Consider the following 19,889-nt stretch of genomic DNA (forward strand, 5'->3'; position numbering starts at 1 on the left):
AAGGCTGCAAGACCACCTTCATTGTAGAGTTTTTGCCATCTCCCAAGGGTGGCAGGAGAGGCGATATTAAAGTGGGCGGCAGTCTGGTTAATGGAGAGCTGGTGCTCGGCCATATATTGCAAAACAGAATGTTTAAAGATGTCCGTGTAGGTTTTATGGCCTTGAATCAAGCTACTTTGCCCATGTATCTTGAAGGCATAAACCCATTTTTTTATAAAGGCAGGGTTGACCTCGTAGAGGGTTGCCGTTGATCTAAATCCGTCCCTAGTTGATAGGTAGTGGTTAATAACGGCTAATTTGAACTCTTTGCTGTATTTGGACATGAAAACTGCACCTTAGTGGGTTGGAGGGGTGTCCAACTTTTGTGGTGCAGTTCAAATTGAGGTCTTTTTTCATCATCTGATCTTATATTTCAGGTATTTGATCAGAACTTTGGGCCAATACCCATTAAGCCGAATTAAAGCGCATCAAATCTTCTGTTTATTGCGGCAGTTTTTCTTCTGGCAGTGGCCGTACATCGCTAAAGAGTGCTCCTGGAGCTTGAAACCGAGGTTTTTGGCGATATCACGCTGCCTTTTTTCGATTGCCTCATCTACAAACTCTTCCACATGTCCGCAATCTAGGCACACGAGATGGTCATGATGATGGCCTTCATTGAGCTCGTAAATGGCCCGGCTATCGCCCTTACTGGATTCAAAGTGGCTGCGAAGTAGCAGTCCCGCCTGTTCAAACTGGGTTAGAACACGATAAACCGTTGCTAATCCGATCTCTTTATCATCTTTGGCTAAGGCCATAAAGATGTCTTCGGCGCTAAAGTGGGTGCCACCATTTTGATGAAAAAAGTCCAATATTTTCATGCGAGGACCCGTAGCTTTTAGACCAATATCGCGTAAATCAGCAGGAGTGGGGTTTTGGTTCATATTCATGGGTTTGGGAGCTAAAATCAATGTCTTAATGATACGGCCTGCCATGCAAAATTGCCTTCAACTTTTTATGAGTTTCTTCCATTCCATTTCTGGGGTATTTCGCCACGTGCGCTCTGGCTTGTTGATTACTGTCATCGGTGGAGTATTTGCCATAGCCGGCTGTACGAGTGCTGTAGATGACACACAACGAGCCTGGATGAATAAAGTCTTCAGACCTTACGTACCTGACGTCGTGCAAGGGAACTTTATTTCTAGCGAACAATATGCCAAGTTACAAGTGGGGCAGAGTCGTGAGCAAGTGCGCCAAATTTTAGGCACACCTTTACTAGCCAGCTATCTCCACGCCAATCGCTGGGATTACGTTTTTGAATTTAAACGTGCAAATCAGAAGATGGGAAAAGAGCGCCGCGTTACCGTATTTTTCGAGGGTGATAAGTTGGTCAAGTTTCAGGGTGATGCTTTACCAACCGACATTGAGCTAGTTGCGGAGATTGATGGCTATGCAAAAGCCAAGAGATCTTTTTGGGATGTCATGACAGGATCCAATAAGCCACCAGTAACACCGCCTTTGCAGCAACCAGAGTTGCTCGTGCCAAGCCCAACAAATAATTTACCTGCTGGGGCGGCTGTACCTGCAGCTACTACGAGCAGTTCTTTCTGGGATTTTTTTAGTTTTTCTAAAAAATCACCAGAAGTTCAGCCTCAACAGTTAGGCCCTGGTGCCCTTAACGTTCCGCAGGCTAGTGAAGCTAAATAAAGATTACTTTTGTGTTCATGCCGAGTGATTTCTTTCGGCAACCTTTAATAAGAAACGAAGATACAAATGATGAAGATTGCAATTGCTGGTGCAACCGGGCGCATGGGAAAAATGTTAATCGAGGCTGTTCTCAATAGTCCTGATGCGCAGTTGGTAGGCGCGCTTGAGCATGACTCCTGCACTTTGATTGGTGAAGATGCCGGTGCCTTCTTGGGGAAAAAAACTGGCGTAGCGATTACTGCTGATATTACAAAGGCTTTAAGTGATGCTGAATTTTTGATTGACTTCACCCGTCCAGAAGGCACGATGGCGCATTTAGCAGTAGCGCAAAAGACTGGTAGCAAAATGATTATTGGTACGACGGGCTTGAGCCCTGAGCAAATTGATGGTCTGAAAAAAGCCTCCACTAATTTAGCCATCGTTTTTGCTCCGAATATGAGCGTGGGTGTGAATGTGACTTTTAAGTTGCTAGAAATTGCCGCAAAAATGCTGAACGAAGGCTACGACATTGAAATCATTGAGGCCCATCATCGTCACAAAGTAGACGCACCGTCGGGCACTGCGCTCAGAATGGGTGAAGTCATTGCTGATGCGCTTGGCGAGAAGTTGGATGATGTAGCTGTGTACGCCAGAGAGGGCCATACGGGCGAGCGTAAGGAGGGTTCTATTGGTTTTGCAACGATTCGTGGTGGAGACATTGTTGGTGATCACACCGTTTTGTTTGCAGGTGAAGGCGAGCGCATTGAGATTAGTCATAAGTCTTCCAGTCGCCAGTCATATGCGCAAGGGTCTTTGCGCGCTGCGCGTTATTTGCAAAACCAAAGTTCCGGTCTACACGACATGCAGGATGTACTTGGCTTACGCAAGTAATTAACCCATAAAAATAGAAGAAAAGAGTTGTATTGAATGAGTAAGGATTACGACCACCGCAGTATTGAAGCGGCAGCGCGTGCTGATTGGGAGAGTGCGCAAGCGTACAAGGTTGCCGAAAACGCAGTAGATGCAGCCGGTAAGCCAAGGCCAAAGTATTACGCCTGTTCAATGTTGCCGTACCCATCTGGTAAGTTGCATATGGGCCACGTTCGTAACTACACTATCAATGATGTGATGGCTAGACAGTTACGTATGCAGGGTTATAACGTGTTGATGCCAATGGGTTGGGATGCGTTTGGTATGCCTGCAGAGAATGCGGCCATTCAGAATAAAGTACCACCGGCTAAATGGACCTACGACAACATTGCTTATATGAAAAAGCAAATGTCTGCGATGGGTCTAGCAATTGATTGGTCGCGTGAAGTGGCAACTTGTAGTCCCGACTACTATCGCTGGAATCAATGGCTCTTTTTGAGGATGCTTGAAAAAGGCATTGCTTATCGTAAGACCCAAGTGGTGAACTGGGATCCGATTGATCAAACCGTATTGGCAAATGAGCAGGTCATTGATGGGCGCGGCTGGCGCTCTGGTGCTTTAGTCGAAAAGCGTGAGATACCTGGTTATTACTTCAACATTACCGCCTATGCAGAGCAGTTACTTTCTGGTTTGGATGGTTTAGGTTGGCCTGAGCGCGTTAAGACTATGCAGCAAAATTGGATTGGCAAAAGTCGCGGCGTGCGTTTTGCTTTCAAGCATGAAATCCAAGATGCCCACGGTAACTTTATTCAAGATGGTCAGCTGTATGTTTTTACAACACGTGCCGATACCATTATGGGCGTTACCTTTTGCGCCGTTGCTGCCGAACATCCATTAGCAACGCTGGCGGCTAACAATAATCCAGAACTTGCTGAGTTTATTGAGAAATATAAAACCGGCAGTGTGATTGAAGCAGATCTGGCTACCCAAGAAAAAGAAGGCATGCTCACGGGTTTATATGTGAAACATCCCCTTACCAATGAGCCTGTACCAGTATGGGTAGGTAATTACGTGTTGATGTCCTACGGCGATGGCGCTGTTATGGGAGTGCCTGCACACGACGAGCGCGATTTTGCTTTTGCTCTCAAATACAATTTACCAATCAAGCAAGTGATTGCCTTGCGCTCTCCATCATCCATGTTTAATACCAGCCATTGGCAGGATTGGTATGCGCAGAAAGATGATGTCGTATGCCTTAATAGCGGTAAGTACGATGGGATGTCTCATGAGGAGGCGGTGAGTACCGTTGCAGCAGATTTAGAGAAGATGGGTATTGGAGAAATTAAAACCACATACCGTTTGCGTGATTGGGGCATCTCTCGTCAGCGTTATTGGGGCACCCCAATTCCGATTATTCATTGCGGTGATGAGCAAAACCCAGGTTGTGGCGCGGTTCCGGTTCCTGAGGCAGATTTGCCAGTGGTATTGCCAGAAGATTGTGTACCCGATGGTAGCGGCAATCCATTAAACAAGCGTCCAGATTTCTTGAATGTGAAGTGTCCAAAGTGTGGCAAGCCCGCGCGTCGTGAAACTGACACCATGGATACCTTTGTGGACTCATCTTGGTACTTCATGCGTTACACCGGTCCCGATGCGAAGACGATGGTTGACGACCGCAATGAATACTGGATGCCAATGGATCAGTACATTGGTGGTATTGAGCATGCGATTTTACATCTGCTCTATGCGCGCTTCTGGACCAAGGTAATGCGCGACCTCGATTTAATAAAGTTTGATGAGCCTTTCCAAAACTTATTAACGCAAGGCATGGTTCTCAATGAGACCTATTACTCTGAAGAAGCTTCCGGTAAAAAGACCTGGTTAAATCCGTTGGATATTGAGCTAGATCTCGATGAAAAAGGTCGCCCTCAAAGTGCTAAGTTGAGGGGTGATACTTCCGGCACACCCGTCATCATTGGCGGCATTGAGAAGATGTCCAAGAGTAAAAACAATGGTGTTGATCCTCAAGCATTGATTGATCAATATGGAGCTGATACTGCGCGTCTTTTTGTCATGTTTGCCGCCCCTCCAGAGCAACAGCTTGAGTGGTCTAGTGCTGGTGTAGAGGGTGCATCTCGTTTCTTGCGTCGTGTTTGGATGTATTCCAGTAGTCAAGCAGATGCTATTCGATCTGCAGGGGAGGTATTGCCAGGCGACTTGAACGATGCTGAAAAAGCATTGCGTCGGGAAGTGCATAGCATTCTCAAGCAGGCCAATTTTGATTACCAGCGTCGCCAGTACAACACGGTTGTTTCTGCGGCAATGAAGATGCTCAATGTTTTGGAGCCTATCAAGTTAAATGCTGGCCTTGTGCGCCCGGCAGTATTGCGTGAGTGTTTAAGTATTTTGATTCGGGTTCTGTATCCAGTGGTTCCTCACTTGACTCATGCCCTCTGGAATGAAATAGGTTTCGATAAATCCTTAGGTACATTATTAGATGCACCTTGGCCAATCGTGGATGAGACAGCGCTCATACAAACAGAGTTAACCATCATGCTGCAAATTAATGGAAAATTACGCGGGGATATTCGTGTGCCTGCTGATGCTACCAAAGAGCAGATTGAAGCTTTGGCTTTGCAGAGTGAGCCTGCAGTAAAGGCGCTCAATGGCGCTGCGCCAAAAAAAGTGATTGTTGTGCCAGGTCGCTTAATTAATATTGTTGCTTAATAAATTAAACATAAGACTAAAGACATGAGCGTAAATACCCTTCGACGTGCAGTGCTTGGTTTGTTTGCTTTAGCGCCAATCAGCGGTTTATTGGCTTGCGGCTATCGTTTACGCGGGATGGTGGATTTGCCATTCAAGGTGATTGCGATTACTGGTAGCCCATCACCTCCTTTGCGTGCGGATTTGCAAGCGGCGATCTTGACGGGCACTGATGCCAAAGTGGCGATCAATCCCAAGGATGCGGATCTCATTCTGGACATCACTAGTGATCTGAATGGCCGTGAGATCTTGGCTTACAACTCCAATGGTCAAGTCTCCGCTTATCGCTTAAATATTCGCGTTGGATTTAGGGCGTATGACGTTAGTGGCGCCGATGTTGTGCCTGAGGCTGAAATTTACATGACGCGAGATATGGACTTCTCGGTATCTACAGTCTTGGCAACCGATGCTCAAATGCAGCAATTTCTCTCTTTGATGCGTAGAGATCTTGCGGTACAGATTCTGCGCCGTGTTTCTGCATCTGCACGAGCACCTCAGGCTCGAAGCTTTTAAAGAATGATGGCCCAATTGCATGGTTAAGAGCGATGCACTGCAAGTTCATTTGAGGTCGCTGAATTCCGCGGCTTCATTAAATCCCCTTTATATATTTAGTGGCGATGAGCCTCTACTCATGATGGAGGCAATGGATCAGTTACGCGCCACTGCTAAAAAAATGGGTTACACCGATCGCGAAGTCTTGTTGCAAGAGCGTGGGTTTGATTGGAGCGCATTGTTAAGTGCTGGACAAACCATGTCCTTATTTGGAGATAAGCGCTGGGTAGAGTTGCGCATACCGACAGGTAAGCCAGGACGTGATGGTGCTGAAGCGCTGAAGCAATTTTCAGCTCAAATGCAGTCTCAAGCAGTTGGGGCTGATGGCCCTGATACGATTTTCTGCATCATCCTCCCTAAGTTAGATGGCAAGACTAAGACCTCTGCGTGGTTTAGTGCTTTGGATGAGGCGGGCATGGCCATTCAGTTGGACTCCCTTGATCGCGCTCAATTGCCACAATGGATTGCAGGGCGCTTGAAGAAGCAGGGTCAAGAGGTTGAGTCAGGCCCTGAGGGACAGCGTGCACTGAGTTTTATTGCTGAGCAGGTAGAGGGCAACCTCATCGCGGCTCATCAAGAAATTCAGAAGCTAGGTTTATTGCATCCGACCGGTGTACTCACTGAAGAGCAAATTCGGTCTGCCATTTTGAAAGTGGCTCGCTACAACGTTTTTGAGCTTACCGAGGCAATGCTGGCTGGTGATCTAGCGCGCCTAAATCGCATGCTGGATGGCCTCAAAGGTGAGGGTGAACCTTTGGTGTTGATTCTGTGGAGCGTGACTGAAGAGCTTCGGATACTATCGAAACTGAAGGCTGCTAGTGATGCTGGAGAGTCGGTGCAGAACTTAATGCGCGCCAACCGTATCTGGGGCAATAAGGAGCGTTTATATCCCATGGCCCTAAAACGGGTGCAGCCTTTGAGGTTACGCAGGGCTATGCAGGTTGCGGCTGGATTAGATCGTCAAGTTAAAGGATTGCATGCGGCAGAGTTGCCAGCGGATCCTTGGGATGGCTTGCGTTTGGTGGGAAATTTGTTGCGTTAGATAAATCTTGCGTGAAAATTCAATTTAGATAAAACAATATTAATTCAGACATAGTTAAAAAAATGAGTGATTCTATTAAACAGATGATGCAAGATATTGGCCAACGTGCTCGTCAGGCATCACGCGCAATGGCGCGCGCATCAAGCGAGCAAAAAAATCAAGCATTGGCGCATATTGCGAAATTAATACGCCAAGAGGCCGATGAAATCCAAAAGGTTAATCAGATCGATGTCGCTCGTGCAAAAGCCAATGGGCAAGATGCTGCGTTCATTGATCGCCTCACTATGACGCCAAAGACGATTGAATCTATGGCTTTAGGTTTGGAGCAGATTGTTTCCTTAGATGATCCGATTGGCAAAATCACCTCATTACAAAAGCAGGCTTCTGGTATTGAGCTTGGTCAGATGCGAGTACCCCTTGGTGTCATCGGCATCATTTATGAGTCGCGTCCTAATGTCACCATTGATGCGGCAGCGCTTTGCTTGAAGTCAGGTAATGCAGTGATTTTGCGTGGTGGTTCAGAAGCTATTGATTCGAATACCCTGTTGGCGCAGTTGATTAAAGAAGGTTTAGACGCCGCTAATTTGCCAATGGATGCCGTTCAGGTTGTGACCACAATAGACCGCAGTGCTGTGGGTGAGATGATCACTATGACGGAATACATCGATGTGATCGTGCCTCGTGGCGGCAAGAGTTTGATTGCCCGCTTAATGGCAGAAGCGCGCGTACCGATGATTAAGCACCTCGATGGTATTTGCCATACCTATATTGATGCAGATGCGGATGTGGCGATGGCCATTCGGGTTTGTGATAACGCCAAGACCCAACGCTATGCACCTTGCAATGCGATGGAGACCCTACTAGTCAATCAGGAGATCGCCGCACAGGTATTGCCTACTTTGTGCAAAATCTATCAAGACAAGGGTGTTGAGTTACGCGTAGATGCGCTCACGCGGAGTACCCTAGAGGCTGCAGGATTTCAGAATTTGGTTGAGGCGACGGAAGAAGATTGGCAAACAGAATATTTAGCACCGATCTTGTCGATTAAAACCGTAGCGGATATGGATGAAGCGATGAGTCATATTGAGCAATACGGTAGCAAGCATACCGATGCCATCATCACTAATAATCAAGCGCAAGCCAATCGTTTTTTGCGTGAGGTCGATAGTGCAAGTGTGATGGTCAACGCCAGCACTCGCTTTGCGGATGGTTTTGAATATGGTCTTGGTGCGGAGATTGGTATCTCCAATGACAAATTGCATGCGCGTGGCCCCGTTGGTTTGGATGGCCTGACTTCTCTAAAATATATCGTCATGGGTCATGGCGAGATTCGTACTTAATTTATTAAGTCCAATTAAATCACTGTAGAACGGAAAATATTTATCATGGGCGATGCGTATTTGTGGACGAAGACTTTTCATATTGTCTTGATTGCCTCTTGGTTTGCGGGTTTGTTCTATCTCCCGCGAATTTTTGTGAACTTGGCAGATGAAAAAAATCCCGAAGTTTATGCGCGTCTTCTGGGTATGGCCAATCGCTTATTTCGTTTTATGACTATTTTGGCGGTGCCAGCACTACTACTTGGCTTTACTCTTTGGTTGCACTTCAAGATTGGCGCTGGTGAAATCTGGATGCATGCCAAATTGTTCTTTGTCATCTTGGTCATTGGCTACCACCATGCTTGCTGGAGCTTGCTCAAAAAGTTCCGCAATGGCGTTAATACCCGTTCAGGTGTTTGGTATCGGTGGTTTAACGAAGTGCCTGTAATCCTTTTATTGATCGTGACCGCTTTGGTTGTGATCAAGCCCTAATGTTTTTTGTAATCCCTTATTCATACTTTTTTAGATTGCTAGCCTCATGAGATTTTTTGTTGTTTGTCCAGGTGGACTAGAAGTGCCTCTAGCCCAAGAGCTGGCGAGTATTGCGCAGCGTCCCGACTGTAAAGCCTTGGGTGCCTGGGTGATTGATCCCACACCTACAAGCCCAACAGGCGGAGTGGGTTTGGCAGCGCCACTATCTGCTGCAATGGCTTTGAACTTACATTCTCGTATTGCTAGTCGAGTCTTATTGCAAATGGTAGATGCCCAATACCGCCAGGAGGAGGATTTATATAAGCTAGCTAGCGGCTTAGCTTGGGAAGAGTGGTTTTCTTCAAAGCAAACCTTGCGCGTTGACGTTACTGCACATCGCTCACCGTTAAAGAGTTTGAATTTTGCGACTCTGAAGATTAAGGATGCCATCGTTGATCGTTTGCGCGATGTCACAGGTGATCGCCCGAGTATTGATACTGCGTTTCCGGATGTGCGTGTTCAAGCGCATCTCACGGCAACCCATGTCACCATTTATCTGGATACTTCAGGTGAGGCCTTGTTTAAACGCGGTTGGCGCGATGAAAAAGGTGATGCACCCTTAAAAGAAAACCTGGCAGCAGGAATCTTGGCCATCACGGGATGGAAGCCTTCGCAAACCTTGTTTGATCCGATGTGCGGCAGTGGCACCTTTTTAGTCGAAGCTGCGCAAATAGCTTTAGCTATTCCGCCGGGCGCCATACGCTCTGGCATGTATGGCGATGATGCCAAGCCCAGTCGCCTAGCCTATCGCCCATTAGTGACTTCGGCGCATGGTTTTGGATTTCAGAGGCTTAAGCCCTTTAACGAAGCATCTGAGCAAAAGCGTTGGGTTGCTTTGAAAGAGGCTGCGCAGGCTGAGATGATTGAAAAGCGTAAGCAATTTCCAGATTCAGGGTCTTTAGGCATTAGTGGCAGTGATATTAACGAGCGTTTGGTCGCCATGTTTAAGGGTAACTGGCAGCGTGCGCAGTTACCTGGCTTGCCGGTCACTCGCCAGGTTGATGCTTTGGCTAGTAAGCCACCTGCAGATGCAAAAGACGGTGTGATGTTGCTGAACCCCCCTTATGGTGAGCGTTTGGTAATTAAAGGTGGGCGAGGCCAGGATCGAACTGCTGGCGATGCAGAGCGGGACTCCTATGAAGATGTTGAGGAGCCGGAAGATCGCTTTGCGTATAACCTGGAAACGGGCCGCCAAAGCGCCAAGCGTTCTAGCCGCGAATCCCTCAAGAAGTTGCAATCTGAAGAAGAGCAAGATCCAAAATTTGTCGAGTTCTTAAGGCAATTTGGCCAACATCTAAAGGATACTTTTGGCGGTTGGAATGTATTTGTGCTGACAGCGGATATGGCATTACCAGGGCAGCTGCGTATTAAGGAATCTAAGCGCACACCTTTATTTAATGGTCCACTCGAATGTAGGCTCTTTAAATTTGAGATGCATCAAAAACGCGATGCCACAGCAGATTTAAAATGAAAAGAATATACAAGGAAGATGGCAATGGAATTTAAAACATATATGTGCTTGATTTGTGGCTGGGTCTACGATGAAGCGGCAGGCTTGCCTGAAGAGGGTATTGAGCCTGGAACACTCTGGAAAGACGTTCCAATGAATTGGACTTGCCCAGAGTGCGGAGCACGTAAGGAAGATTTTGAAATGATGGCGATCTAATTGCGTAAAGCAATATCCATCCATTAAATACACTAGAGCGAAAACAGGAAAGTATCTTGGGACAAAACGAAATTCTATTTGAGCGTGCGCAAAAAACGATTCCGGGAGGCGTGAATTCTCCAGTACGTGCTTTTCGTCAGGTAGGTGGTACGCCACGTTTTGTTACCAAAGCCAAAGGTCCTTATTTTTGGGATGTTGAAGGCAAACGCTACATCGATTTGATTATGTCCTGGGGTCCAATGATTGCGGGACATGCGCATCCTGAAGTAGTTGAGGCGGTGAAAAAGGCTGCTGAAACTAGCTTTAGTTATGGCGCTCCCACTGAAGGTGAAATTGAATTAGCGGAACGCATTTGCCAGTTGGTGCCAAGTATTGAACAGGTGCGCATGGTATCTAGCGGTACCGAGGCCACGATGAGTGCTTTGCGTCTTGCACGTGGCTATACGGGTCGTGATCTCATTATTAAGTTTGAGGGTTGCTATCACGGTCATGCTGATAGTTTGTTGGTGAAGGCTGGCTCGGGCCTACTGACTTTTGCAGACTCCACTCAAAATGCCCCATCTTCTGGTGGCGTGCCTCATGATTTAGTGAAACACACACTCGTTTTGCCTTACAACGATGTTGCAGCACTTGAAGAGGTATTTCAGAAGCAGGGTGATCAGATCGCTGCTGTGATCTTGGAGCCTATCGCCGGCAATATGAATTTGATTAAACCTTCAAAGGGGTTTTTAACTGCTATGCGGAGTTTGACTAGTCATCACGGCGGCGTACTGATTTACGATGAAGTGATGACTGGGTTTAGAGTGGCCTTGGGCGGTGCCCAATCTTTGCAGGGGATCACTCCTGACCTGACTTGCTTAGGCAAGGTAATGGGTGGCGGTATGCCGATGGCGGCCTTTGGTGGCAAGAGAGAAATCATGTCCAAACTGGCGCCGCTTGGCAATGTGTACCAGGCTGGCACATTATCTGGAAATCCTGTGGCAGTAGCGGCAGGATTAAAAACGCTGGAGATTGTTTCTCGAGAAGGTTTCTATGAGTGCTTAACTGGCCAAACAGAAAAACTCATGGCAGGTTTAAAGCAGGCAGCAGATGCGGCTAGCGTTCCCTTTTCGGTCGATAGCGTTGGAGGCATGTTTGGCTTCTACTTTGCCGACAAAGTACCCGCTTCTTTTGAAGAGGTGACCAAAACGAATATTGAATCGTTTAAGAAATTCTTCCACTTGATGCTGGATCAAGGAGTTTATTTGGCGCCATCAGCATATGAAGCTGGATTTACATCGATTGCGCATGATAATGCTGTTCTAGATGAGATCATTGCCGCCGCCCAGATCGCTTTCAAGAAACTGTAGCCAGCAATAAAGCGGTTTACATTCTGAGTGGGTGATCGTAGCCAGGCACTTGGATGATTTCAAGGGCCTTACTTGTCTTGCCGGATTCGGGAATTTCCATGGCGGTGAGTTTTCCACCCCACACACATCCAGTATCGAGGCCGATGACATTTCCTTGTCGAAGAAGGCCCAGAGTAGACCAGTGGCCAAAATAGATCAAGGCACCTTTAGTTTTTCTCTTGGGAACTTTGAACCATGGAATATAGCCCTTGGGCCCATCCCCAAAGCCTTCTTTGCTTTCAAATTCCATCATGCCGGCGGGGGTGCAAAAGCGAATGCGGGTGAGTGCATTGGTAATGATGCGAAGGCGATCGTAGCCTTTTAATGAGTTGCTCCACTTGTTGGGAGTATTGCCATACATATTGGCCAAAAAGTCTTTGTAGGATTTTTTGCGCAGCGCTTTCTCGACCTCTTGCGCGCATTCAATCGTTTGCTGGAGATCCCATTGGGGTAAGACTCCGGCATGTACAGTGAGCACTTTGCCATTGCTCAGTGCCATGGGTCTGTGACGTAACCAATGAATTAAGTCCGCTTTATCTGGAGCATCCAAAATTGGTCGCAAGGTATCCAATCCCTTGGTCATGCGTATGCCTGCATCTACAGCAAGTAGGTGCAAATCATGATTACCTAAAATACATTCAATTCGCTGCTCTTCTTGTAATCGCTTAAGGTATCGTAAAGTGTCTAGCGAATCTGGGCCGCGATTGACTAGATCGCCCAAGAAAATCACCTTGGATTTTGCCGGGAGTTTTTTGACGAGCGCCTTCAGGGACGGCGCACACCCCTGAATATCTCCAACTGCGTAGATCTTGCTCATGCTCTATCTTAAATCGGAAATTATTTCGAGGCTCATTACTCTAGCTGGCTGGAGATTCGGGGCTGATCTTTTTAACTACGCTATAGCGAATTAATGTCTTCTTACGAGCCTCATCATGGTTGACGACCGGTAACGGATAGTCTCTCCCCAGGAGAATGCCCGCAGCTTCTAGTTCGATATGACCGGATTCCCAAGGTGCATGAATCGACTTCTTGGAGAGCTTATCTAGTTGAGGTAAGTAGCGGCGAATGAATTTACCTTCGGGATCAAATTTTTGGGATTGAGTAATGGGATTGAAGATTCTGAAATACGGCTGAGCATCGCATCCCGAAGAGGAGGCCCATTGCCATCCACCATTGTTGGAGGACAGCTCAAAGTCATTGAGATGTTTTGCGAAATACATTTCACCCCAACGCCAATCAATTCCTAAATCTTTAGTGAGGAAGCTAGCAACCACCATACGTAGTCGGTTGTGCATGTATCCACTTTGATTTAGTTGATGCATGGCTGCATCAACCAGTGGGTAACCAGTTTTGCCGTCACACCAGGCTTTAAATAATTTCTGGGCATGAGCGCCACTTTCCCATTGGATATTGTCATAGTCTGGCTTGAAGGCTGCGCCCTCGGCTAGGCGTGGATGATTGGCAAGAATCATGAAATAGAAATCTCGCCAAATGAGTTCGCTTAGCCAGATAGTCGCACCCATACTGCCCGCAAGCATGCGGCGATGGGCTTCGCGGACCAAGCCTCGAATAGAGAGCATGCCAAAGCGTAGATGGGTTGAGAGATAGCTCACACCCTTGATGGCGGGAAAGTCCCTACCAATTTGATATTGATCGATTCGATGCAGGAAGTCTTCCAAGAATGCTTGACCACCTTCGGAGCTTGGCGGTAGGTAAGTCTCAATACCGGTGGGGGTAAAGCCCATGGATTCCAGGGAAGGGAAGGGTGCTTGCAAAGCTTTGGGAATTGCTGCTAGCTGACATTTGTTGGGAGTGCATTCATATGCGGCAATATCTTTTTCTTGTAAGGTCTTCAGCCAGTTATTTTTGTAAGGAGTAAAGATCGAGAAAACCGTGCTTGAATTGGTGAGAATTTCTTTCTTCTCGAAAATGACCTGATCCTTAAAGGTCTCAAATTCAATACCTTGATTGTCAAGAGAGGATTGAACTTGAGCATCGCGCGCAATGGCTGATGGTTCGTAGTCATGATTGGCGTAGACGGTGCTAACACCTAGTATTTGAGCAATTTGTGGAATGCATTCCGTCGGTTTGCCTACTTGAACAATCAGTCCGCCACCTTGTTTGCGCAATTGCTCATCAATTTGCTTAAGGCCTTGCCAAATAAAGTCCACGCGGCGATCGTGCTTGAGCCCGTTTTCATCTAAATCTTCGGTGCATAGCGGCTCCAAAATGTCAGTATCGAAAATGAAGGTCACCCAGACCTGGGTATTATTGGCGAGGGCATGGTGAAGCGCTGCATTGTCATAAAGACGCAGATCGCGGCGGAGCCAAACAAGAGCTTTTTGCATAGCCACTATATTAGGGCTTATTAGCCGATTACGTTTGGCCTAAAGGTAATATTGATCTTATATGGATACTTTATTTTTTATCTTTTCGAAGATAGTGCAGTTTTGCATTGAGCCCTTAAATTGGATTATTGCCTTTGTAGTGCTCAGCCTTTTATTTCTTAGGCTTAGAAAACCCCACTTGTGCAAACGATTCCTGCTATTGGCTTTAGCGGATTTGTTACTGGTTGGTTGGCTGCCAACTTCCGAGGTCTTTTTAAGGGTGCTCGAGGATGCAGTCCCTAAAGTCAATCTCATGCAAATGTCAGAAAAAGATTTTGGTGGAATCATTATTTTGGGTGGTGCGATTGAGGGTGGTGAAATTGCGGTGGATCGTGGCGAGATTTCCATTTACTCATCAGCAGAAAGGGTTACCAAGGGCTTTGAACTCATTCGCCAATATCCTGAACTACCCTTTATCTTTAGTGGTTTCTCCGGCCGCCTCTCCCCTAAAGGGATGTCTGAGGCAGATGCCTTTAAGCAGCTAATTGCAGAGCAGGGTTTGCCAGATAAATACGCCCATTATGAAAATCAGTCGCGCAACACCTATGAGAATGTTGTCTACATGAAGCCCATGATTTTGGAGTTCGGGGAGCGGGGCACGAGTGACGCTCAAAAGCCTTGGTTGCTGATTACCTCGGCATCCCATATGTACCGATCACTCAAGATATTTCAAGGGCAGGGAATTGAGGTAATTCCGGTTCCTGTGGATTACCAAACGGGCAATCGATTGGGCTGGGGTAGGTTTGATTTGGCGGATGGTGTCCAAAATTGGAATAAGTTGATGCATGAGGCTATTGGTCTTTTGGCCTACTGGATTACTGGAAAGATCTAGCAACAGTAGGGGAATTCTGTAAAATAAACCTACATGAACACGGCTAAGAAGGCCCCTGTGGGTTTACCTATTTCACCCACCCAGACTGAGCAAACAAATGCTTCTGGTCCCTCAATTTCATTTTCTGCAGACCATCTCGCCAATCAATTCCTTATCGCCATGCCCGGCATGGTGGATCCCAATTTTGCAGGCTCAGTCATTTACTTGTTTGAGCATACCGAGCGAGGTGCCATGGGTTTGGTCGTTAATCGGCCTACCGAGGTGGATTTGGCAACCTTGTTTGAAAAGATTGAGCTTAAGCTAGAAATTGCCCCTTTATTGACCCAGCCGGTCTATTTTGGGGGTCCTGTACAAATTGAGCGTGGTTTTGTTTTGCATGAACCAACTGCGGAAGTGCTGTATAGCTCTTCCTTGGCAGTTCCAGACGGCTTGACTATGACCACCTCCAAGGATGTGCTCGAGGCGGTTGCAGGAGGCGGTGGACCTGGGAAATTTCTAATGACTCTTGGTTATGCGGGCTGGGGTGCTGGGCAGCTAGAAGAAGAAATCACCTTAAATGGCTGGATCAATGTACCTTTATCTCGCGAGCAGATGATAGATATTATTTTTGATACCCCCTCAAGTCAACGCTATGAGCGAACCATGAGTCATTTGGGTTTTGATCCCGCCCATTTGTCTGGTGAGGCCGGGCATGCCTGAGAGCTCTAGGGCAGGTACAGAACTGACCGTCATGGCCTTTGACTTCGGGACGCGTCGTATTGGCGTTGCTGTTGGCAATACACTCACTTGCCTAGGGCAGCCAATCAAGACCATTGCAGGGGCATCTAGCGATGCTACTTTCAAGGCAATTGAGGGGCTTTTGAAGGAATGGCAGCCAGACCGTCTGGTAGTCGGTTTACCTTGTCACCCTGATGGTGTTGAGCATGAAATGAGCGCTAAGGCCCGACGCTTTGGAAATCAACTTCAAGGACGCTTTCGTTTGCCGGTGGAGTGGGTGGATGAACGCTATACCTCGGCTGTTTTAGAGGGAAATCCAGACATGCGAGACAATTTGGATGCCGAGTCTGCGGCCTTAATTTTGGAGCAGTATTTTCTAGAGAAGAATTGGATCAGTTGAGATGAATGCAGAGCAGTCCTATCTGAAATTACTAGAGACTTTGAGTCAGCGAAAAAAGGCTGGCGATTCATTTGAGTTGGCTGGCCTTGCAATGGGTGGCGCTTGGATTGCGGAGCGTTTAGCTACAGATTTAAATCAACCTCACTTTGGCGTAATCAATGTGGCGTTTCACCGAGATGACTATGCCGAGAAGGGGATGACAGCGCTACGTACCGCGAGCACAATGCCCACCCAACTTCCTTTTGAGGTGAATGGCGCAAACGTGATTTTAATTGATGACGTTTTGCTCACTGGTCGTACGGTTCGTGCCGCACTCAATGAGTTATTTGATTTTGGCAGGCCGGCACAAGTAGAGTTAATGGTCTTGGCTGATCGTGAGAATCGTGAATTACCGATCTCCGCTGACTTTGTGGGGGAACAATTGAGTATTCCAGATAATCAAATTTTAGTTTTGGAAAAAAATGGCGCTGGCAAGTTCAGCTTCCAATTAGAAGAGCGTGCGGAATGAGCGAAGTGAATAATTCGGTAAATACCCCAGTTAATCAATTTAATGCCGCTGGAGAGTTAACCCATTTGCTGACTTTGGAGGGTTTACCAAAAGAGCAAATCCTTCACATTTTGGATACCGCTCAACAGTTTGTTAGCGTGACGGATCCTGCGAGAGAGGTGAAGAAGGTTCCGCTCCTGCGTGGCAAGAGCGTCTTCAATCTGTTTTTTGAAAACTCCACACGCACACGCACTACTTTTGAAATCGCTGCAAAGCGTTTATCAGCCGATGTGATCAATTTGGATATTTCCACATCCTCGACAGCTAAAGGCGAAAGTCTATTAGATACGATAGATAACTTAGTGGCGATGCAGGCCGATATTTTTGTGGTGCGCCATAGTACATCTAGGGCCCCGATTGAAATTGCTCAACATGTGCCTGCGCATGTGCATGTGGTTAATGCGGGTGATGGTAGTAATCAGCATCCTACTCAAGGCTTGTTGGACATGTATACCATGCGTCATTTTAAGAAAGACTTTAGTAGTCTGAAGGTGGCAATTGTGGGGGATATTATGCATAGCCGTGTGGCTAAATCGAATATCTGCGCCTTGAGAACTTTGGGCTGTACGGATATTCGTGCGATTGGCCCAGAGAGTCTTTTGCCAAGAGATTTAGATATGCTGGGGGTAAAGGTTTTCCATAGCATGGAAGAGGGCTTAAAGGGTGTCGATGTGGTCATGACCTTGCGTATTCAGAAAGAGCGCATGGAGGTAGGGCAAGTTCCAGAAGGTGATGCATTCTTTAAACAGTACGGCCTTACGCCTACACGTTTGGCGCTGGCTAAACCCGATGCGATCGTGATGCATCCAGGGCCCATGAACCGGGGTGTAGAAATTGATTCTGCGGTTGCGGATGGCCCTCAATCTGTGATTCTGAACCAGGTGACTTTTGGTATTGCGGTGCGGATGGCTGTGATGTCAATCGTTGCTGGTAACTAGCCGCCATTACGAGTAATTGCGCTAATGAAAAAAAAGAACTGGCTAATCCTATCGCATGGCTTCAATATGGATGGGAGGGCATCTAGTCTCACTATTACAGATAAGATTCCTTATTTATTAGAAGCTAGCATTGAGCCTGTTGTATTTAGTGCGATTACTGGAATCAAAGATGACCGTTTCTCGCATAAACAGTTTTTAGCTTGGGGTCCAGCAGCATTTCGTTTTGACTTTCGCCATTGGATTGCAAACCAGTATGGCCGTGGGATTTTTTATAAAGTGTCCACTGGTTTAGTCTCTATATTGCTTACCCCATTCATCGCTTTGGAGAAATTCTTTCTCGGCTACTCCAGCCAGTGGTCTTGGGCAATGCCGGCCTATGTACATGGCTTACAGTTAATCAGGGATGGCAAGGTCGATGTTATTTATTCGACTGGTGGTGCTTGGTCCGCGCACTTAGCCGGCTTGTGGCTGAAGAAAAAAACTGGCTTACCTTGGATCGTAGAAATTCATGATCCTTTGGTGATTCGTAGTGGCCCTAGTGATCCAGGGTTTAAGAAGCCTAAAAATCGCGATGCCCAATTTCGTCAGTATCTAGAAAAGCAAATTTGTAAATACGCTGATTTGGCTTGGTGGTTTACTGATGGTGCCTTGCATTATGCGAAGGTACGTAATCCCAATCTCAACACACCAAATAATGCCCATGGCTTTATGGTTCTCCCAGGTGCGGAGCCACCGGGCGGTTTGAGTGCGTCTAAGACGCATCAATATTCTGAGTGTCTGAATTTATGCCACTTTGGATCATTGGCGAACGATCGCTCGCTCTCAACCATACTGAAGGCACTTGTCCCATTATTTAAGAAATTCCCGGAGGCAAGAAGGCATATTCGGGTGCACGCTTATGGCGCCCCTTTAGATTCATTAACTACAGAGGTAGTAAAAAACCTGAAGTTTGAAGATGTGTTGTTGGCTCAGGGGCGTCTGGAGAAAGATGCGATAACTGGAAAATCTGGCAGGGAACGTGTAGTAGAAAAGATGCAATCGGCTGATGTATTGATTCTCTTGCATGGTAACGATGAGTGGTGCGCTGAATACATCCCATCTAAGTTTTACGATTACCTATGGACGGGTCGCCCGATCTGGGGCATAACCCATCGAAATCCACAGTTAGATCAGATGTTGCTTGATCGCGGTGCTTATCTCAGTCTACAACTCGATACAGGAGCGATTGAGTTGGCTTTAGAGAGAATTTGGCTAGACTGGAAAGGCAAACAATTAATACAGCCTACTTGGAAGCCGATTGGGGTTGATCAGGCAGTCAATACTATTTTGACTCAAGTTCAAAGTAGAGCTAATTAAAGAATGGGAATTGATTTGAAAGACTTCGTTCTATATTGCAAGTCCTATTCGAAAGACTTTTTACGTTTGAAGTTGCTGCTCCAGTCAATCGAGCAATACAACGTCGAGCAAATCCCATTTTATATTTCGACCCCAAGCTCTGAGAGAGGCTTGCTAGAGGAGGTTTTGGGTAAGCAAGGTTATATCTGGATAGCCGATGAAGATATTGTCTCCGCTAATCCGGGTTCGAGCTTGGAGCAATATCGTGCAATGCCTGGAGGACTGTCTCAGCAAATCATTAAGGCTGAGTTTTGGCGTTTGAGTTTATCGGAAAATTATCTCTGCATTGATTCTGATAGTAAATTTATTCACAGCTTCCAGTATTCAGATTTTATAAATGATGACAATGTGCCTTATACGGTCCTGCATCAGAATAAAGAGTTATTTCAGATGGCCGATAACCGTAGTCACCCGAAGGTTGAGCGAGATTTAAGGGTAGAGGCGGAGCGAGTAAAGGCCTTATTTGGTCGGTCTGGACCCAATTTTTATGGCGCACCATCCCCTTTTAATTGGTCAATGAAAGTCTGGAAGTCGTTGGACCAGGAGTATTTGCAGCTACAAGGTATGACTATCTGGGATTTAATTACTCCAGAATTTCCAGAGTCAGTAATTTATTGTGAGGCTCTATTGAAATATCGTGCAATTCCTTTGATTGCAATTGAGCCTTTATTCAGGGCATATCACTATGACTGGCAATATTTTTTAATGAAACGTCTTGGCGAGACGACAGAGAAAATAGCGCGGAATTATTTGGGCGTTATCTATCAATCTGCCTGGGACATCGATAATCAGATTGGCCATTCAAATAAGTCATTGCCATCACGTCTTCTGCGTCGCCTTAAGCGATTTGGGCGCTATCTGCAGAGCTACATCTAAC

Annotated in this window: 21 protein-coding genes; 17 read left to right on the forward strand and 4 right to left on the reverse strand. The window is 46.7% G+C overall.

What is annotated here, in order from left to right; genetic code table 11:
* Both CBI30_RS09145 and fur read right to left on the reverse strand, forming a co-directional pair.
* Positions 1-323 (reverse strand): helix-turn-helix domain-containing protein (locus CBI30_RS09145; RefSeq protein WP_143744379.1); only part of this gene is annotated, 323 nt, incomplete at its 3' end.
* Between the two features lie 144 nt (positions 324-467).
* Entirely contained in the window at positions 468-920 is a 453-nt protein-coding gene (fur, locus tag CBI30_RS09150) for a ferric iron uptake transcriptional regulator (protein WP_169711271.1), read from the reverse strand.
* A 49-nt stretch (positions 921-969) separates the two neighbouring features.
* Here fur and CBI30_RS09155 point away from each other — a divergent pair, with 49 nt between their 5' ends.
* The 10 genes from CBI30_RS09155 to hemL all read left to right on the forward strand — a co-directional run bounded on the left by CBI30_RS09155 (position 970) and on the right by hemL (position 11,757).
* A complete protein-coding gene (locus CBI30_RS09155; protein ID WP_088527999.1) occupies positions 970-1,683 on the forward strand; it encodes an outer membrane protein assembly factor BamE in 714 nt (237 codons plus the stop codon).
* A 69-nt stretch (positions 1,684-1,752) separates the two neighbouring features.
* Complete coding sequence (gene dapB, locus CBI30_RS09160) at positions 1,753-2,553, forward strand: 4-hydroxy-tetrahydrodipicolinate reductase (RefSeq protein ID WP_088528069.1); 801 nt, start codon at positions 1,753-1,755, stop codon at positions 2,551-2,553.
* A gap of 36 nt (positions 2,554-2,589) precedes the next feature.
* A complete protein-coding gene (gene leuS, locus CBI30_RS09165; RefSeq protein ID WP_088528000.1) occupies positions 2,590-5,259 on the forward strand; it encodes a leucine--tRNA ligase in 2,670 nt (889 codons plus the stop codon).
* 24 nt (positions 5,260-5,283) lie between these two features.
* Entirely contained in the window at positions 5,284-5,811 is a 528-nt protein-coding gene (locus CBI30_RS09170; protein WP_088528001.1) for an LPS-assembly lipoprotein LptE, read from the forward strand.
* A gap of 19 nt (positions 5,812-5,830) precedes the next feature.
* Positions 5,831-6,892 (forward strand): DNA polymerase III subunit delta, encoded by a 1,062-nt coding sequence (gene holA / locus CBI30_RS09175; RefSeq protein WP_088528002.1) that lies wholly within the window; start codon positions 5,831-5,833, stop codon positions 6,890-6,892.
* A 50-nt stretch (positions 6,893-6,942) separates the two neighbouring features.
* Positions 6,943-8,232 carry a glutamate-5-semialdehyde dehydrogenase gene (locus CBI30_RS09180; RefSeq protein WP_276207150.1) on the forward strand — a complete coding sequence of 430 codons (1,290 nt, stop codon included), beginning with the start codon at positions 6,943-6,945 and terminating at the stop codon, positions 8,230-8,232.
* Between the two features lie 45 nt (positions 8,233-8,277).
* Entirely contained in the window at positions 8,278-8,703 is a 426-nt protein-coding gene (locus CBI30_RS09185; protein ID WP_088528004.1) for a CopD family protein, read from the forward strand.
* Between the two features lie 46 nt (positions 8,704-8,749).
* Complete coding sequence (locus CBI30_RS09190; protein ID WP_088528005.1) at positions 8,750-10,213, forward strand: THUMP domain-containing class I SAM-dependent RNA methyltransferase; 1,464 nt, start codon at positions 8,750-8,752, stop codon at positions 10,211-10,213.
* Positions 10,214-10,237: 24 nt separating this feature from the next.
* Positions 10,238-10,408 (forward strand): rubredoxin, encoded by a 171-nt coding sequence (locus CBI30_RS09195; RefSeq protein ID WP_088528006.1) that lies wholly within the window; start codon positions 10,238-10,240, stop codon positions 10,406-10,408.
* Positions 10,409-10,464: 56 nt separating this feature from the next.
* Positions 10,465-11,757 (forward strand): glutamate-1-semialdehyde 2,1-aminomutase, encoded by a 1,293-nt coding sequence (gene hemL, locus CBI30_RS09200; protein WP_088528007.1) that lies wholly within the window; start codon positions 10,465-10,467, stop codon positions 11,755-11,757.
* 16 nt (positions 11,758-11,773) lie between these two features.
* Here hemL and CBI30_RS09205 read toward each other — a convergent pair whose 3' ends face one another.
* Both CBI30_RS09205 and CBI30_RS09210 read right to left on the reverse strand, forming a co-directional pair.
* Positions 11,774-12,613: a symmetrical bis(5'-nucleosyl)-tetraphosphatase gene (locus tag CBI30_RS09205; RefSeq protein ID WP_088528008.1), complete on the reverse strand. Its 840-nt coding sequence runs from the start codon at positions 12,611-12,613 to the stop codon at positions 11,774-11,776.
* A 40-nt stretch (positions 12,614-12,653) separates the two neighbouring features.
* Positions 12,654-14,144 (reverse strand): cryptochrome/photolyase family protein, encoded by a 1,491-nt coding sequence (locus CBI30_RS09210; RefSeq protein ID WP_088528009.1) that lies wholly within the window; start codon positions 14,142-14,144, stop codon positions 12,654-12,656.
* Between the two features lie 178 nt (positions 14,145-14,322).
* On the opposite strand from CBI30_RS09210, the gene CBI30_RS09215 reads away from it, so the two are divergent.
* The 7 genes from CBI30_RS09215 (at position 14,323) to CBI30_RS09245 (ending at position 19,888) form a co-directional block, all read left to right on the forward strand.
* Positions 14,323-15,015 carry a YdcF family protein gene (locus CBI30_RS09215; RefSeq protein WP_240553557.1) on the forward strand — a complete coding sequence of 231 codons (693 nt, stop codon included), beginning with the start codon at positions 14,323-14,325 and terminating at the stop codon, positions 15,013-15,015.
* Between the two features lie 114 nt (positions 15,016-15,129).
* Positions 15,130-15,714, forward strand: coding sequence for a YqgE/AlgH family protein (locus tag CBI30_RS09220; protein ID WP_206075624.1), 585 nt, complete (start codon positions 15,130-15,132; stop codon positions 15,712-15,714).
* Entirely contained in the window at positions 15,707-16,132 is a 426-nt protein-coding gene (gene ruvX, locus CBI30_RS09225; RefSeq protein ID WP_088528012.1) for a Holliday junction resolvase RuvX, read from the forward strand. Before CBI30_RS09220 ends, ruvX begins: the two co-directional genes overlap by 8 nt.
* Position 16,133: 1 nt before the next feature.
* Complete coding sequence (pyrR, locus tag CBI30_RS09230) at positions 16,134-16,640, forward strand: bifunctional pyr operon transcriptional regulator/uracil phosphoribosyltransferase PyrR (protein ID WP_088528013.1); 507 nt, start codon at positions 16,134-16,136, stop codon at positions 16,638-16,640.
* Positions 16,637-17,617, forward strand: a complete 981-nt coding sequence (locus tag CBI30_RS09235; protein WP_088528014.1) for an aspartate carbamoyltransferase catalytic subunit — start codon at positions 16,637-16,639, stop codon at positions 17,615-17,617. The genes pyrR and CBI30_RS09235 overlap by 4 nt, the downstream gene beginning before the upstream one ends.
* 24 nt (positions 17,618-17,641) lie before the next feature.
* Positions 17,642-18,973 carry a glycosyltransferase gene (locus CBI30_RS09240; protein ID WP_088528015.1) on the forward strand — a complete coding sequence of 444 codons (1,332 nt, stop codon included), beginning with the start codon at positions 17,642-17,644 and terminating at the stop codon, positions 18,971-18,973.
* A 15-nt stretch (positions 18,974-18,988) separates the two neighbouring features.
* The gene (locus tag CBI30_RS09245) at positions 18,989-19,888 is read left to right on the forward strand and encodes a DUF6492 family protein (RefSeq protein WP_240553558.1); all 900 of its coding nucleotides are present in this window, start codon (positions 18,989-18,991) and stop codon (positions 19,886-19,888) included.
* Position 19,889: the final 1 nt, after the last annotated feature.

It is taken from the genome of Polynucleobacter aenigmaticus, assembly GCF_002206635.1.
In the GTDB taxonomy this organism is placed as follows: domain Bacteria; phylum Pseudomonadota; class Gammaproteobacteria; order Burkholderiales; family Burkholderiaceae; genus Polynucleobacter; species Polynucleobacter aenigmaticus.

What these genes read in the sequence shown, in the direction of transcription:
- fur (WP_169711271.1), bottom strand. Translation starts at nt 920, where the DNA reads ATGAACCAAAACCCCACTCCTGCTGATTTACGCGATATTGGTCTAAAA.
- CBI30_RS09155 (WP_088527999.1), top strand. Translation starts at nt 970, where the DNA reads ATGCAAAATTGCCTTCAACTTTTTATGAGTTTCTTCCATTCCATTTCT.
- dapB (WP_088528069.1), top strand. Translation starts at nt 1,753, where the DNA reads ATGAAGATTGCAATTGCTGGTGCAACCGGGCGCATGGGAAAAATGTTA.
- leuS (WP_088528000.1), top strand. Translation starts at nt 2,590, where the DNA reads ATGAGTAAGGATTACGACCACCGCAGTATTGAAGCGGCAGCGCGTGCT.
- CBI30_RS09170 (WP_088528001.1), top strand. Translation starts at nt 5,284, where the DNA reads ATGAGCGTAAATACCCTTCGACGTGCAGTGCTTGGTTTGTTTGCTTTA.
- holA (WP_088528002.1), top strand. Translation starts at nt 5,831, where the DNA reads ATGGTTAAGAGCGATGCACTGCAAGTTCATTTGAGGTCGCTGAATTCC.
- CBI30_RS09185 (WP_088528004.1), top strand. Translation starts at nt 8,278, where the DNA reads ATGGGCGATGCGTATTTGTGGACGAAGACTTTTCATATTGTCTTGATT.
- CBI30_RS09190 (WP_088528005.1), top strand. Translation starts at nt 8,750, where the DNA reads ATGAGATTTTTTGTTGTTTGTCCAGGTGGACTAGAAGTGCCTCTAGCC.
- CBI30_RS09195 (WP_088528006.1), top strand. Translation starts at nt 10,238, where the DNA reads ATGGAATTTAAAACATATATGTGCTTGATTTGTGGCTGGGTCTACGAT.
- CBI30_RS09205 (WP_088528008.1), bottom strand. Translation starts at nt 12,613, where the DNA reads ATGAGCAAGATCTACGCAGTTGGAGATATTCAGGGGTGTGCGCCGTCC.
- CBI30_RS09210 (WP_088528009.1), bottom strand. Translation starts at nt 14,144, where the DNA reads ATGCAAAAAGCTCTTGTTTGGCTCCGCCGCGATCTGCGTCTTTATGAC.
- ruvX (WP_088528012.1), top strand. Translation starts at nt 15,707, where the DNA reads ATGCCTGAGAGCTCTAGGGCAGGTACAGAACTGACCGTCATGGCCTTT.
- pyrR (WP_088528013.1), top strand. Translation starts at nt 16,134, where the DNA reads ATGAATGCAGAGCAGTCCTATCTGAAATTACTAGAGACTTTGAGTCAG.
- CBI30_RS09235 (WP_088528014.1), top strand. Translation starts at nt 16,637, where the DNA reads ATGAGCGAAGTGAATAATTCGGTAAATACCCCAGTTAATCAATTTAAT.
- CBI30_RS09240 (WP_088528015.1), top strand. Translation starts at nt 17,642, where the DNA reads ATGAAAAAAAAGAACTGGCTAATCCTATCGCATGGCTTCAATATGGAT.